General features: G+C 63.5%; 15 protein-coding genes. 7 read left to right on the forward strand and 8 right to left on the reverse strand.

Translation table 11 applies throughout. The features are described from left to right. Positions 1-48: 48 nt before the first annotated feature. Both queE and queC read right to left on the reverse strand, forming a co-directional pair. Complete coding sequence (queE, locus tag WP12_RS14340) at positions 49-681, reverse strand: 7-carboxy-7-deazaguanine synthase (RefSeq protein ID WP_046194350.1); 633 nt, start codon at positions 679-681, stop codon at positions 49-51. Next, positions 681-1,373: a 7-cyano-7-deazaguanine synthase QueC gene (queC, locus tag WP12_RS14345; protein ID WP_046194351.1), complete on the reverse strand. Its 693-nt coding sequence runs from the start codon at positions 1,371-1,373 to the stop codon at positions 681-683. The genes queE and queC overlap by 1 nt, the downstream gene beginning before the upstream one ends. Before the next feature lie 128 nt (positions 1,374-1,501). Between queC and WP12_RS14350 the strand changes: the two genes are divergently transcribed. Continuing rightward, positions 1,502-2,293, forward strand: coding sequence for a peptidase (locus tag WP12_RS14350; RefSeq protein ID WP_046194352.1), 792 nt, complete (start codon positions 1,502-1,504; stop codon positions 2,291-2,293). A gap of 229 nt (positions 2,294-2,522) precedes the next feature. On the opposite strand, the gene WP12_RS14355 is transcribed toward WP12_RS14350, so the two are convergent. The 4 genes from WP12_RS14355 to WP12_RS14370 all read right to left on the reverse strand — a co-directional run bounded on the left by WP12_RS14355 (position 2,523) and on the right by WP12_RS14370 (position 6,222). Beyond that, a complete protein-coding gene (locus WP12_RS14355) occupies positions 2,523-2,978 on the reverse strand; it encodes a hypothetical protein (protein ID WP_046194353.1) in 456 nt (151 codons plus the stop codon). Positions 2,979-3,139: 161 nt separating this feature from the next. After that, on the reverse strand, positions 3,140-4,042 hold the full coding sequence (hslO, locus tag WP12_RS14360) for an Hsp33 family molecular chaperone HslO (RefSeq protein ID WP_046194354.1): 903 nt from the start codon (positions 4,040-4,042) through the stop codon (positions 3,140-3,142). Positions 4,043-4,105: 63 nt separating this feature from the next. Next, a complete protein-coding gene (argF, locus tag WP12_RS14365; RefSeq protein ID WP_046194355.1) occupies positions 4,106-5,032 on the reverse strand; it encodes an ornithine carbamoyltransferase in 927 nt (308 codons plus the stop codon). Then, complete coding sequence (locus tag WP12_RS14370; RefSeq protein WP_046194356.1) at positions 5,029-6,222, reverse strand: aspartate aminotransferase family protein; 1,194 nt, start codon at positions 6,220-6,222, stop codon at positions 5,029-5,031. The genes argF and WP12_RS14370 overlap by 4 nt, the downstream gene beginning before the upstream one ends. Positions 6,223-6,430: 208 nt before the next feature. On the opposite strand from WP12_RS14370, the gene WP12_RS14375 reads away from it, so the two are divergent. The 6 genes from WP12_RS14375 to WP12_RS14400 all read left to right on the forward strand — a co-directional run bounded on the left by WP12_RS14375 (position 6,431) and on the right by WP12_RS14400 (position 12,465). Further along, the gene (locus WP12_RS14375) at positions 6,431-7,426 is read left to right on the forward strand and encodes a hypothetical protein (RefSeq protein WP_046194357.1); all 996 of its coding nucleotides are present in this window, start codon (positions 6,431-6,433) and stop codon (positions 7,424-7,426) included. A 119-nt stretch (positions 7,427-7,545) separates the two neighbouring features. Beyond that, positions 7,546-7,998 carry a GFA family protein gene (locus WP12_RS14380; RefSeq protein WP_046194358.1) on the forward strand — a complete coding sequence of 151 codons (453 nt, stop codon included), beginning with the start codon at positions 7,546-7,548 and terminating at the stop codon, positions 7,996-7,998. A gap of 80 nt (positions 7,999-8,078) precedes the next feature. Beyond that, the gene (gene thrC, locus WP12_RS14385) at positions 8,079-9,479 is read left to right on the forward strand and encodes a threonine synthase (protein WP_046194359.1); all 1,401 of its coding nucleotides are present in this window, start codon (positions 8,079-8,081) and stop codon (positions 9,477-9,479) included. Between the two features lie 4 nt (positions 9,480-9,483). Then, positions 9,484-10,710, forward strand: coding sequence for a M16 family metallopeptidase (locus WP12_RS14390; protein ID WP_046194360.1), 1,227 nt, complete (start codon positions 9,484-9,486; stop codon positions 10,708-10,710). Then, positions 10,707-11,573, forward strand: coding sequence for a class I SAM-dependent methyltransferase (locus WP12_RS14395; protein WP_046194361.1), 867 nt, complete (start codon positions 10,707-10,709; stop codon positions 11,571-11,573). Before WP12_RS14390 ends, WP12_RS14395 begins: the two co-directional genes overlap by 4 nt. 49 nt (positions 11,574-11,622) lie before the next feature. Beyond that, entirely contained in the window at positions 11,623-12,465 is an 843-nt protein-coding gene (locus tag WP12_RS14400; protein ID WP_046194362.1) for a metallophosphoesterase, read from the forward strand. Positions 12,466-12,492: 27 nt separating this feature from the next. On the opposite strand, the gene WP12_RS24900 is transcribed toward WP12_RS14400, so the two are convergent. Both WP12_RS24900 and WP12_RS14410 read right to left on the reverse strand, forming a co-directional pair. After that, positions 12,493-12,945, reverse strand: coding sequence for a DUF6973 domain-containing protein (locus WP12_RS24900; RefSeq protein WP_152664003.1), 453 nt, complete (start codon positions 12,943-12,945; stop codon positions 12,493-12,495). A 171-nt stretch (positions 12,946-13,116) separates the two neighbouring features. After that, positions 13,117-13,410: a 4a-hydroxytetrahydrobiopterin dehydratase gene (locus WP12_RS14410; protein ID WP_046194392.1), complete on the reverse strand. Its 294-nt coding sequence runs from the start codon at positions 13,408-13,410 to the stop codon at positions 13,117-13,119. Between the last annotated feature and the right edge of the window lie 12 nt (positions 13,411-13,422).

Below are 13,422 nucleotides of genomic sequence, written 5' to 3' on the forward strand. Positions count from 1 at the left end.
TCCGTCTATTGGCCGCCGTCCCGGTTCGCCGGGAGGGGCGGCCAAGACCTATCTGATCCCCACGACCTTATGGGTCTGCGTCGAAAGTCGCCAGCGCGGGTGCTCCAAAATATAGCCGATTGCGGCGTCGCGCGCACTCGCCAGCGTCGGCCCGTCCATCGGCTGCAGCAGGAAATAGTCGAAGTCCCACTGTTCGAGTTCCTGCGGGTTCAGACCCGGCTGCGGCCAGACCAGCTTCAGCTCGTTGCCCTTGCGCAGCACGACCTCGCTACCGGCCTTGGGGCTGACGCAAATCCAGTCGATGCCTTCGGGTGCTGGCTGGGTTCCGTTGGTCTCGACCGCGCTTTCGAACCCGCGCGCCTTCAGCGCGGCGATCAGCGCATCGTCAATCTGGAGCAGCGGCTCGCCGCCGGTCATGACGATGAAGGGCTTGAGCATGCCGCCCCATAGCGACAGCGCCTTGTCGGCCAGCGCGTCCGCATCGGGATAGCGGCCGCCATTGTCGCCGTCGATACCGACGAAATCGGTGTCGCAGAAACGGCAGATCGCAGCCTCGCGGTCCTCCTCGCGCCCGTTCCACAAATTGCAGCCGGCAAAGCGCAGGAATACCGCGCGGCGCCCCACCTGCATGCCTTCGCCCTGCAGGGTCAGGAACATCTCCTTGACGGCATAGCTGCCCATCAGGCGTAGACCGTCGGATCGGTAAGCCCCGCCTCGGCGAAACCCTTCGATCGGAGCCGACAGCTGTCGCACAGCCCGCAATGCTTCCCATCAGGGGTCGGATCGTAGCAGGACCAGCTCATCCCCGCATCGAGGCCGAGCCGGTCGGCTTCGCGCGAGATGTCCGCCTTGGTCATGTGCTGGAGCGGCGCATGGATGGTGAAACCCTGCCCCTCCACGCCCATGCGCGTTGCGATGTCGGCGAGGTTCTGGAAGGCCGAGATGAACTCGGGCCGGCAATCGGGATAGCCCGAATAATCGAGCGCATTGACCCCGAGGAAGATGTCGCGAGCACCGGTCGCCTCCGCGAAGCCCAACGCCAGCGACAGGAAGATGGTGTTACGCGCGGGGACATAGGTGACGGGGATGCCGGGCTCTACTCCATCCTTGGGCACGTCGATATCGTCGGTCAGCGCCGATCCGCCGAAAGCGCGCAGATTGAGCGGCAGGGTGACGTGCCGGTCGACCCCCAGCGCCGCCGCGACGCGCTTAGCCGCTTCCAGTTCGACGCGATGCCGCTGGTTATAGTCGATCGTCAGCGCCGCGAGCTGGAACCCCTGCTCGCGCGCGATGCCACCCGACACCATCGAATCGAGGCCACCCGACAGCAGCACGATCGCGCGGCGGCCTTGCTTGTTCACCTGTGAAGACATGGCCCGCGCTTAGGCGATTTCGCACCCGAGCGAAAGATCGGCCCCCGCGCAAATACAGGCTCTCAATCCCGAAATGATCGTATATGATCGGGCAAAGCCGGTTTGGGCACCGGCGAGGAGGGGACGCCATGACTTATTGCGTGGGAATAATGCTCCGTCAGGGGCTGATCATGATCGCCGACACCCGCACCAACGCCGGGATCGACAACATCTCGACCTACCGCAAACTCCATGTCCTGGCGGACACCGACGAACGCTTCTGCGTGGTCGCGAGCGCGGGCAACCTGTCGGTGACGCAACTCGTCCTCGGCATGCTCGCGGAGGGCCTGCCCTCGCTGGGCGCCGATGATCCGCCCCGCAAGATCGAGAATATGCCGACGATGTTTCGCGCCGCGCAGCTGATCGGCGAAGCGGTGATGGAAGCGGGACGTCAGCTCAAGCCCGCGCTGCACGCGGCCGGGGTAAGCTCTGGCATCTCTCTACTGTTCGGCGGGCGGATCGGCAACAACCAGCCGCAGCTCTTCCTGATCTACGACGCCGGCAATTTCATCGAATGCCAGAAGGACAGTCCCTTCTACCAGATCGGCGCGACCCAATATGGCAAGCCTATCCTCGACCGCGCGATGAATTACGACAGCACGATCGACGAGGCGGTGAAGGTCGGCCTGCTGTCGTTCGATTCGACGATCCGCTCCGACAAGTCGGTCGGCCTGCCCTTCGACGTGATGGTGATCCGCGCCGATCCGACCCTGCCGATCATCAAGCGGCGCATCGAGCCGCAAGACCCTTATATGCGCGCGCTGTCGGATCGCTGGTCGGTCATCCTCAACGAGGGACGGCAGGCGATCCCCAACCCGCCTTTCCTCACGGACGAGGAAGGCACGCATGCCGGCGATGTGGTGACGTTGAAGTCGGTTTAAGCAAAAAATGGGCCGCCCTAGGGCGGCCCAGTGAGGCTCGAAAGCCTGCTAAGGGAAGAAACTGTGCCCCAAAAGGGGAAGGGCACGATCTGCTTTTAGGGCCACAGGTCTAAACAAAGCATTAACCAGAGCATGCGCATGCGCACGGTCCCGACTCGACTTTAGTATGATGCGCCTTAGTATGATGCGCTTTCGCGAATACGCGATTCAGCCACGCCAAACGCCGGCGTCAGCGCCTTGCCGAAAGCTGCGCACCACAGGCGCCTAAGCGCTTTGCCTGTACCGAATAATCGAACGGCGCGTTGCGCGCGATGCCCTGGGTCTGGATCGTTGCCGCGCGCGGGGTTTCGACCCGCACTGTCGTCCGTCCCCAGCCGGCGCGCTCGCAGCTATAATGGACGGTCGAGCTTTTCGGCTCGTTCGCGATCACGAAGCGCGAGCATCCCGGCTGTTCATGCTCGATCTGTACCAGCGTCATCGGATCGGAAACGCAAACTTGCCTCGGCGCGCGGCCTTTGATGTCCAGCTGCCACATTCCGGCTTCGAGCTGCTTGAGTGCGGCAAGCGACATTGGTGCGGACGGAGGCGAGGATGGCGCGGGCGCAGGTGTGGCAGTCGGCGCCGCAGAAAGCTGCGACGCGATCGGTACCAGCAGAAGCAACTTCAAACGCCGCACCAAAGCCATCTTGCCCTCACGCCCGGAAATAATGACTCCCGACTTCCCATATCGCCTGCCGCAGGATAGCGCGGTTCGACCAACCGTCGATATCCCAAGACCGACAAATCTTTTCCTGAAGCAATCTGTGATCTGCCCGACCGTGATACGGCAGATGCCAGACAATTGTTTCAGATCGAATCCAGCGCGAGCGAGAAGCGCCTGGCGCAGAACTCGCAATCGACATGGATCTCGCCCCCGTCGTCGGCCATCTCCGCGCGCTCATCGGCCGGGAAACGCGAGATGACAGTGCGTATATGCACCGGATCGCAACGGCAGCCGCGCGACAGCGGCACCCTGGCCATGGTGCGGACCTCGTCCTCCTCGTTGAACAGCCGCCACAGCACCCGGTCGAGCGCGAGTTCGGGATCCGTCAGTTCCCCGACCGACAATGTCTCCCCCAGCGCACGAACATGATCCCATTCGGGATGATCGAGCCTGGTGTGGATGCGGTCGCGGCCTTCCTCGCCTTCGGGAAGGTGCTGGATCAGGATGCCGCCCGCGACATGGCGGCCATCGGCCAGGCGGCGGGTGCCAAGGCGGACAAGGCTGGGTAATTGCTCGGACTGGCTGAAATAGCTTTCCGCCGCCTCGCCGAGCGACCCGCCCTCCAGCGGGACGATCCCCTGATAACGCTCGCCGGTAACGGACTGATCAAAGGTGATCGCCAGATAGCCCTTGCCGAACAGCGCGAACAGCGAAGGATCGGCGGGCATCTCGGCCAGCCGATCGGCATCGTGGCGGATATAGCCGCGCATCTCGCCATTCTTGTAATCGGCGACCATCAGCTCGACCGCGCCACCCTCGGCCTGCGCCTGCAGGGTAAGCTGGCCGTCCTTATGCTTGAGAGTCGAGCCGAGCAACGCCGCGAGGACCAGCGCCTCGGCGAGCAGCTTCTCGATCGTCGGCGGATAGCCATGAGCGCCAAGGATAGTATCGAGCATGGGCCCGATCCGCGCGAGCCGCCCGCGCGCATGCCGCTCGGGAATGGTGAAGCCGAGCGCGATGTCAAGATCGTTATGGTCGGAGGTCAAAGCTGAAGTCCCATCGGCATCCAAGTCAGTATCCGGATACGCTTTTTCAAGACGACAGAAGGGTCAGAGCTTGCCCAGGCACCAGAGCAACACCGCCTTCTGGGCGTGGAGGCGGTTCTCGGCCTCGTCCCAGATCAGCGATTGGGGCCCGTCCATCACTGCGTCGACCACTTCCTCGCCGCGATGCGCGGGCAGGCAGTGAAGGAAAGCAGCATCGGGCGCGGCCTGCGCCATCAGCGCCTCGCTGACTTGATAGGGCATCATCGCGGCCAGCTTGGCCTCGGCGTGCTCCTGACCCATTGAAATCCAGGTGTCGGTGACGACGATGTCCGCGCCGCGCACGACCTCCGCCGGGTCGCGCGAGGTTGATATGGCGCCGCCGCGTTCACGCGCCGCCGCGATCACCCGCGGATCGGGATCATAGCCCTCCGGACAGGCGATGCGTACCGGGAACTCAAGCAGGCTGGCCGCCTCCACGATCGAATGGAGGACATTGTTGCCGTCGCCCAGCCACGCCCATTCCAGCCCCTCGACCCGCCCCTTATGCTCCAGCACGGTCAGCAGGTCCGCCATGATCTGGCAGGGATGCGATTGGTCGGTAAGGCCGTTGATCACCGGCACGTCGGCATGTTCGGCCAGATCGATGATCTTCTGATGATCGTCGGTGCGGATCACGATCGCGTCGACATAACGGCTGAGCACGCGCGCGGTGTCGGCGATCGTCTCGCCGCGGCCAAGCTGCATGCTCCCGGCTTCCATCACGATCGTCGTGCCGCCGAGCTGGCGCATCGCCATGTCGAACGACACGCGGGTCCGCGTCGAATTCTTCTCGAAGATCATCGCCAGGGTATAGCCCGCGAGCGGAGCATCGCTGTCCGCTCTGCCTTTGGGCAGGCCCTTGCGCGCCTGCTTGCGGGTCCGGGCGGCATCGAGCATGGCCCGCAAGCCATCAGACCCCGCGCCGGCGAGATCGATGAAATGGCGCGTCATGACGATGCGGGCTGGAACGACCGCGCGCCCGCCGAGAGCTTCTCGACGCACTCGGCGATATGGCTTTCCTCGATCACAAGCGGCGGCAGGATGCGGACGACGTTTTCGCCGGCCGCGACCGTAAGCAGCCCGTGATTGTCGCGCAGGTGCGCGACGAAGCCACGCGCGTCGGCGCTGTCCTTGAGCTTAATGCCGATCATCAGGCCAAGGCCGCGGACGCTGTCGAAGACAGTGTCATGGTTCGGCATCATCTGCTCGATCGCCTGGCGCAGCCGGTCGCCCATCTTCGTGACGTTGGCGAGGAACGCTTCGTTGACCGCGATGTCGAACACCGCCTCGCCCGCCGCCACGGCAAGCGGATTGCCGCCATAGGTCGAGCCATGGGTGCCGATCACCATGCCCTTCGCGGCTTCCTCAGTCGCAAGGCACGCGCCGAGCGGGAAGCCGCCGCCAATGCCCTTGGCCACGGCCATGATGTCGGGCGTGATGCCATAATGTTCGTGCGCGAAGAATTTGCCCGTCCGGCAATAGCCGCACTGGACCTCGTCGAGAATCAGCAGGAGCCCCTTCTCGTCGCAAATCTGTCGCAGGCCCCGGAGGAACTCCTGCTTCGACGGGGTCATGCCACCCTCGCCCTGCACCGGCTCGACCAGGAAACCCGCGGTCGTGTCGTCGACCGCGGCGCGCGCGGCCTCGAGGTCGTTGAACGGCACCACCTCGAAACCGGGCAGCAGCGGCTCGAAGCCGTCGCGCATCTTGGCCTGATTGGTCGCCGAGATCGTGCCGAGCGTCCGGCCGTGGAAGGCGTTGGCGAAGCTGATGATCTTGGTCTTCTCGGGCGTGCCGTTGACATAATGGTAACGCCGCGCGGTCTTGATCGCGCATTCGACCGCTTCGGCACCCGAATTGGTGAAGAACACCGTGTCGGCAAAGGTCTTGTCGACCAGCTTCTGCGCAAAGGCCTCGCCCTGCGGGCTGCCATAGAGGTTGGAGACGTGCATCAGCGTCGCCGCCTGGTCGGCGATCGCCTTGACCAGCGCCGGATGGCCATGACCGAGCAGGTTGACAGCAATGCCGCTGGCGAAGTCCAGATAACGTTCGCCGCGCTCGCCGATCAGATAGCAGCCCTCGCCTCGCACCGGACGCACGCCGCACCGCGGATAAACCGGCATGAGCGGGGTGATGGTCATGGCAAAAACTCCTTCTTTCCTCTGATCGTCGTTTGATCCGGCTCCGAAACGCAAAAAGGCGGCCACCCGGCCGCCTGTCGGAGCGCGCATATAGAGAAGCGGGACCGCACTCGTCAAACGCTTCGTCGCATCGCGCTGGGCGCATTAACCCCATGCTGATAAAAATGACGCAAATCCGTTGGATCCGCTTCTTCATTCAGGTTTTCAAATGCGTCGCCTGCTCGCCCTGCCCCTGCTTGTCCTCACCCAGCCGCTGGGCGCGCAGGGGCTCGACATCGCGCCGCTGTTCGGCACCGAATTACGCTATGAACAATATGCTGCCGACCGGCTGGCCAGCGCCAACGACGCGATCCTGTTTCGCGCGCGGCCGGGTGTCAGCCTGTCGGCGGGACTCTGGTCGATAGAGGCGGTGAGCGATGCCGCCGTCGAAGTCCGCCGGACCGAGACCAGCGCCACCGCCGGCCGGGTGCCGATCCGTCCGGAGGCGATCCAGCTTGGTGAGCTCAAGCTCGAATATCGCGGCCTGCCGAGCACCCAGATCAGCGTCGGCCGCCAGCATCTCGGCATGGCGAGCGCGGCAATGACGGGAGACCGCGACGGCGACCAGACTTTCGATGCCGCCCGTGTCCGCTGGGCCGGCCTGCCGGGCCTCAGCGCCGACCTGGCCTATGCCTGGTCGAGCAGCAGTCAGTGGGCCGCCACCGAAGGGCCGCTGCCCATGACGGTGCCCGGGGACAATCTATTCGCCCAGCTCAACTGGACCAATCCGCTCGGCACCTTCAGCGGCTATGCCTATCAGGTCGACCAGCGCAACATCACCGACAGCCAGTTCCGCCTGCTCAACCAGATCTATGGCGCGCGCTTCGCAGGCAGCCGCAAGCTCAGCGAGGATATCAGGCTGAACTATGTGATGGGCTATGTCCGCCAGACCGGATCGGTCGCGAACGCGGCGGGCGGTGCGCCGACCTATTGGCAGATCGGCAGCCGGCTCGACCTGGGCGAACTGGGCGCGACGCAAACCAGCTATCGCCGCTTTGCCGCGAACGGGATCAGCACATCGAATGGCAATACGCTGAGCCTCGCGACCAGCGCGACCCGGGGCCGGATGACGGTGGGCGCCACCTTCAACGACTTCCGGCCTGTCGAGGAAACCGGCGCGATTTCAACCCGTGACGTCCGCATCTCGCTCGGCCTGATTTTCTGACGGAGCAGGGCTGAATCTTCTGACGAAACAGGTTCGTCGGATAAATCCAACCGTTCGCGCGGCGGCGCGGACCCGGATCCGCCGACGCCCGTTCCCTCTCTGTAGACCGGGAGAGGTGGATGATCGAGCATAGCGAGAGAAGCGGCGGATGCCTGTGCGGCGCGATCCGCTATCGCCTGATGAGCGAGCCCTATGATGCGGGCTATTGCCATTGCCGCATGTGCCAGCTGACCACCGGAGCGCCCGCGGTCGTCTTCGCGACGGTGCCCCGTGCCGACTTCCTGCTCGAAAATGGCGAGCTCACCTGCCGCCGTTCCTCCAACATTGGAGAGCGCTGGTTCTGCGGCGAATGCGGTACGCCGATCGCAATGGTCGTCGACTATGCCCCGGACGAAATCGATTTTACCGTCGTGACTCTGGATGATTCGATCGACCTGCCGCCCGCCTTCCATATCTGGCGCGAAAGCCGGGTGGGCTGGTTCGATACAATCGACGCCCTTCCCCGGCATGAGCGCGCGCGGCCCGAAACCGCAGCGCGCATGGAAAGCAGGCATCCGGCCCATGCGGACTGATTGATCCGCCCACGCTGAAACGCACAAGCAAAGCTCATTTCCTTGCCGCGCGGCCGCTGTCCCGCTAAGGGCCGCCGGTCATGCAATATGTCAGCACCAGGGGCGATGCCCCCCGCCTCGGATTCGAAGATGTAACGCTCGCGGGCCTCGCCGCCGACGGCGGGCTTTACGTGCCGGAAAACTTCCCCCGCTTCAGCACGGCCGACATCGCCGCGCTGCGTGGGCTTTCCTATGCCGATACCGCCGTCGCGGTGATGCGCCCGTTCGTGGCCGGCGCGCTTGACGACGCCGCGCTCAAGAGCCTGTGCGAGGCCGCCTATGGCCGCTTCGCGCATGCCGCGGTGGTGCCGATCAAGCAGCTCGACCAGCGCCAATGGCTGATGGAGCTGTTCCACGGCCCCACCCTCGCCTTCAAGGATGTCGCGCTCCAGCTTCTCGGCCTGCTGTTCGAACGCTTCCTGGCGAATCGCGACACCCACCTGACAGTGATCGGCGCGACCAGCGGCGACACCGGCTCGGCGGCGATCGATGCCCTGGCTGGCCGCGCGAAGGTCGACATCTTCATGTTGCACCCCAAGGGCCGCGTGTCCGAGGTGCAGCGCCGGCAGATGACGACGGTCCTCGCGCCCAACGTCCACAATATCGCTATCGAGGGCAGCTTCGACGATGCCCAGGCGCTGGTGAAGGCGATGTTCGCCGACGCCCCCTTCGCCAGCCGCTTCAACCTGTCCGCGGTCAATTCGATCAACTGGGCGCGGCTGATGGCGCAGGTCGTCTATTATTTCTACGCCGCCGTCCGGCTGGGCGCGCCCGACCGCCCGGTCGCCTTCTCAGTGCCGACCGGCAATTTCGGCGATGTCTTCGCGGGCTATGTCGCGGCGAAGATGGGCCTGCCCATCGCCAGACTGATCGTCGCGACCAACGTCAACGACATCCTCCACCGCGCGCTCTCTGCCGGCGACTATTCGGTCGGATCGGTGACGCCGACCGCCGCCCCCTCGATGGACATCCAGGTCAGTTCGAACTTCGAACGCCTGCTGTTCGATCTGCACGGCCGCAATGGCGCGGCGCTTGCCGCATCGATGAAGGGCTTCGAGGCGAACAAGCGTTTCAGCTTGTCTGACGCGATGCGCGACGAGGCGGCTTCGCTGTTCACCAGCGCCCGGATCGATTCCGACCGGATGCAACTCGCGATGCGCTGGGCGCACGACCGCGCGGGCGAGACCATCGATCCGCACAGCGCGATCGGCCTCGCCGCCGCGCAGGATGTCGCGCTCGACCGCGACATCCCTGTGGTAACGCTGGCGACCGCCCACCCGGCCAAGTTCGGTGATGCCGTCGAACGCGCGACCGGGATCCGCCCCGCGCTTCCCGCGCGGATCGGTGAATTGTTCGAGCGGCAGGAACGCTACACTGTCCTTCCAGCCGAAATCGGCGCCATCGAGGGCTTCGTCGCCGATCAAGCTGTGGCGGCAGCTTGAACCGATGACCGGCCCGCATCTCCATCGGCTGGCCAACGGCTTCACCATCGCCGCCGAGCCGATGGCCGGAGTCGAGACGATCGCTGTCGGACTGCATGTCGATTGCGGCGCGCGGCATGAGGAAGCGCGGACCAACGGCCTCGCCCATCTTTTCGAGCATATGGTGTTCAAGGGCGCGGGCGGGCGCAGCGCGCGGGAGATTTCGGAAGCGGTCGAGAATGTCGGCGGCTATCTCAACGCCTTCACGTCGCGCGACCAGACCGCCTTTCAGGCGCGGCTGCTCGCCGAAAATCTCGATCTCGGCGTCGAGCTGATCGCGGACCTCGTCCGCAAGCCACATTTCGACGAGGGCGACCTCACCCGCGAAAAGGATGTCGTCCTGCAGGAGTTGGGCGAGGCGCGCGACCTCCCCGACGACATCATCAACGATCATTTCCATTCGACCGCCTGGCCCGGCCAGGCCTTCGGCCGCCCCGTGCTGGGCGAGGAAGCCAGCATCGCGGAGATCTCGGTCGGCGATCTCCACAGCTGGACGCGCAAGCACTACCGGCCGCAGGGCATGGTGCTGGCGGCGGCCGGCAAGATCGACGTCGACCAGCTCATCGCGCTGGCCGAGGCACGCTTCGGCGACATGGAACCTGCCCCGCGCCCTGACGCCGAAAACGCGGTTTATGCGGGCGGCCACTTCGTCGAGCGGCGCACGCTCGAATCCGCACATATATTGTTCGGTTATGAAGGTGTCGGTTATTTCGACGCTGAGTATTATCCGCTGATGCTGTTCAGCCAGGCAGCGGGCGAAGGCAGTTCCTCACGGCTGTTCCAGGCGGTGCGAGAGGATCGCGGCCTCGCTTATTCGATCGGCAGCTCGGTCGCCGCCTGGCGCGATACCGGCATGCTCACCGTCTATCTGGCCACCGCGCGGCGCGAGGCGCAGCACGCCGCCGATCTGTCGCGCTCGATATTGCGCGAAGCCGCGATCGATCTGACGCCCACCGAACTGGCCCGCGCCAAGGCGCAGATCCGATCGACGATCTTGATGACGCTCGAATCGGTCCAGGGCCGCGCCGACCGGCTCGGCTTCCAGACGCTCGTCCATGGCCAGCCGCTCGATCCCGCCGCGATCGTCGCGAAGATCGACGCCTGCACCCTCGATCAGGTTCGCGCGGTCGGCGCCCGCCTCCTCGAGGGCCGCGAGACGCTGGCGACGGGAATGGTGGCGACAGCCGCATGACCCTCACTACCCTCATCACCGAACCTTGGGACGATTACGGCCTCGTCGACTCCGGCCATGGCCGAAAGCTCGAACGCTATGGCCGCTTCAGCTTCATCCGTCCCGAACCACAGGCGATGTGGGCCCCCGCGTCCGCCAACTGGCAAGCCGATGGCGACTTCATCGGCGCGTCGGACGAGGATGGCGGCGGCAAATGGCATCTATCACGCGATGTGCCGCGCGGCGGCTGGCACATGCGCTGGGAAGAAGTGCGCTTCACCGCACAGAACACCCCCTTCCGCCACCTCGCCTTCTTCCCCGACATGGCCCCGCAATGGAGCTGGATGCGCGACCGCACCGGCGAGGGCGATGAAGTGATGAACCTGTTCGGCTATACCGGCGTCGGCACGCTGGCCCTCGCCGCCAAGGGTGCGAAGCTCACGCATGTCGATGCGTCGAAGAAGTCGGTCGACGCCGCCAAGGCCAATGCATTTCTCAGCGACATGGCCGACCGCCCGATCCGCTGGATGGTCGACGACGCCGCCAAGTTCACCGCGCGAGAAGTGCGGCGCGGCCGCCGCTATGACGGCATCTTCCTCGATCCCCCCAAGTTCGGCCGTGGCCCCGATGGCGAGGTCTGGCGGCTGGAGGAACACCTGCCGGGACTGATCGCCGACTGCCGCGCGCTGCTCGACGAGAACTCGAAATTCCTCGTCCTCACCGTCTACGCGATCCGCATGTCGGCGCTGGCGATCGGCGAACTGCTGTCGCAGGCGATGGCCGATCTCGGCGGTACGGTCGAGGTAGGTGAGATGGCGGTACGGGAGGAAGCGCGCGGGCTACTGCTGCCGACAGCTATTTTCGCGCGGTGGTCGCTGGCCTGAGCACTAACGGCGCTATCGACAAAGGCCCGGACGCGCAAGCTGATGCACCATGCGATTGACGCTGACGATCATAGCGGGCGGATGGCTTCTGCTCATATATATGCTGCTTCTAGCGGGCAGCGAACCCGTCGTTCGCCATTTCCAATATTCGCCTGGGCCTGAATCTAAAATCGCGCGGAAACAGCGCATAATCCTGCTGACCGACATTCACGTTGCGGGGCCTGATATGCCGCCAGAACGGCTGGCGCAGATCGTGGAGACGATCAACAAGCTTCGGCCCGACATCATACTGCTCGGCGGAGATTTCGTCAGCGCAAGCAAGCTGATAACTCGACGCTATGATATCGTGACAGCCTTGCGCCCAATCGGTTCGCTTCGAGCTTCGTTGGGCATTATCGCCGTGTTGGGCAATCACGATCACTGGTTGAACGCGGTTGCGGTCCAGAACGAACTTTCTCGTTTGGGGATTACAACCCTTGATAATCATGCGGTCCGGCGCGGCGATATTTCAATCGGTGGCGTGGATGACGACTTCACCGCCCAAGCAGACATCCACGCCGTAGCCAGAGAACTAAAAAGCCTTGGAGGCGTCCCCATCTTGCTGAGCCATAGCCCCGACATATTTCCTGCCACGCCAACCTTTATTGGGTTGGTGTTAGCGGGCCATACGCATTGCGGCCAGATCAGTCTTCCCATCATCGGCCCGATTTTCACAGCATCTCACCATGGGCGGCGGTTCACTTGCGGCCTCATCAAAAACGGAGATCAACAAATGATAGTCAGCGCCGGTGTTGGAACCAGCATCTTGCCGCTTCGCTTAGGCGCAGCTCCAGACCTATGGGTAATCGATATATTGCCTCATGCGAACGCTCCTGAAAGGAATCATCAGTAAGATTCTTTACGAATGGGACCTTTGCATTCACTTAGATCTTACCTGAAAACAATTATTTCGGTACGCCAAATACGCTAGTTCCTGAGCAGACATCTTTGAAAAACGCGGATCAGTTGCCATAGCTCTTCCTACCGCATTGTTATATAGGTCCATCCGATGTTCTGCTGGCGGATCTTGTCCGCTGACCTCGTAACTGTTGGCAAAATCAGCCGCAGACTGTGGACTCATAGCTCGGGTCATTTTTATGTTCCAAAGAGCATGCCGATAGGCATCCGCCTCATCGTTATGTTGTTTGGAATCGGGAAAGCGCTGCGCCGCCGCATGCTGGGCAGCAAGCCCCGAACCGACAGCCGAAAGAACTTGCCAGCCGGGTCGTCCAGCTAAATTTTCTCCCCAAGTCTTGGACCCCATATCTTGCTGGCCAACGGGAGGGCATATTGACGAAGCTTCGGCTTTCTTGCGCGCCTCTTCCTCCATCATAAGTCGATCCCAATAGGATCGCGGATTATCCGGGGTGCTGTCACGCCAGTGGTATATGAGAAAATTTGGTCACGGCGTTCTCCTGTTGCCGCAGCCTTATCGCTGCCTATCGCTCATAACGAGTCCGGCGCGAATGTAAAGAACAAAAGAAGAACATTAGGAGTTTTGTCGCTACTCCGCAAGCCCCTCGATCGCCTCTGCCATCGCCACGTCGCGCACCGACAGCCCGCCCGCATCGTGCGTCGTCAGCAGGATATCGACCCGATTCCACACGTTCGACCATTCGGGGTGGTGGTCGTGCTTCTCGGCATAAAGAGCGACGCGCGTCATGAAGGCGAAGGCTTCCGAAAAATCCTTGAAGGTGAAGCTGCGGCTGATCGCGTCGCGGGCCTCGTCATGATCCCAATCGGGCAAGGCATCGAGCGCGTCGGCGCGTTCTTCGTCGCTCAGGGGTTCTATGGCCATGAATGCGTCCTC

This window comes from Sphingomonas sp. SRS2, from assembly GCF_000971055.1.
In the GTDB taxonomy this organism is placed as follows: domain Bacteria; phylum Pseudomonadota; class Alphaproteobacteria; order Sphingomonadales; family Sphingomonadaceae; genus Rhizorhabdus.

Bases quoted from the DNA above. Each gene is read 5' to 3' on its own strand.
- queE (WP_046194350.1), bottom strand. From the start codon at position 681: ATGGGCAGCTATGCCGTCAAGGAGATGTTCCTGACCCTGCAGGGCGAA.
- queC (WP_046194351.1), bottom strand. From the start codon at position 1,373: ATGTCTTCACAGGTGAACAAGCAAGGCCGCCGCGCGATCGTGCTGCTG.
- WP12_RS14350 (WP_046194352.1), top strand. From the start codon at position 1,502: ATGACTTATTGCGTGGGAATAATGCTCCGTCAGGGGCTGATCATGATC.
- WP12_RS14355 (WP_046194353.1), bottom strand. From the start codon at position 2,978: ATGGCTTTGGTGCGGCGTTTGAAGTTGCTTCTGCTGGTACCGATCGCG.
- argF (WP_046194355.1), bottom strand. From the start codon at position 5,032: ATGACGCGCCATTTCATCGATCTCGCCGGCGCGGGGTCTGATGGCTTG.
- WP12_RS14370 (WP_046194356.1), bottom strand. From the start codon at position 6,222: ATGACCATCACCCCGCTCATGCCGGTTTATCCGCGGTGCGGCGTGCGT.
- WP12_RS14375 (WP_046194357.1), top strand. From the start codon at position 6,431: ATGCGTCGCCTGCTCGCCCTGCCCCTGCTTGTCCTCACCCAGCCGCTG.
- WP12_RS14380 (WP_046194358.1), top strand. From the start codon at position 7,546: ATGATCGAGCATAGCGAGAGAAGCGGCGGATGCCTGTGCGGCGCGATC.
- thrC (WP_046194359.1), top strand. From the start codon at position 8,079: ATGCAATATGTCAGCACCAGGGGCGATGCCCCCCGCCTCGGATTCGAA.
- WP12_RS14390 (WP_046194360.1), top strand. From the start codon at position 9,484: ATGACCGGCCCGCATCTCCATCGGCTGGCCAACGGCTTCACCATCGCC.
- WP12_RS14395 (WP_046194361.1), top strand. From the start codon at position 10,707: ATGACCCTCACTACCCTCATCACCGAACCTTGGGACGATTACGGCCTC.
- WP12_RS14400 (WP_046194362.1), top strand. From the start codon at position 11,623: ATGCGATTGACGCTGACGATCATAGCGGGCGGATGGCTTCTGCTCATA.
- WP12_RS24900 (WP_152664003.1), bottom strand. From the start codon at position 12,945: ATGATGGAGGAAGAGGCGCGCAAGAAAGCCGAAGCTTCGTCAATATGC.
- WP12_RS14410 (WP_046194392.1), bottom strand. From the start codon at position 13,410: ATGGCCATAGAACCCCTGAGCGACGAAGAACGCGCCGACGCGCTCGAT.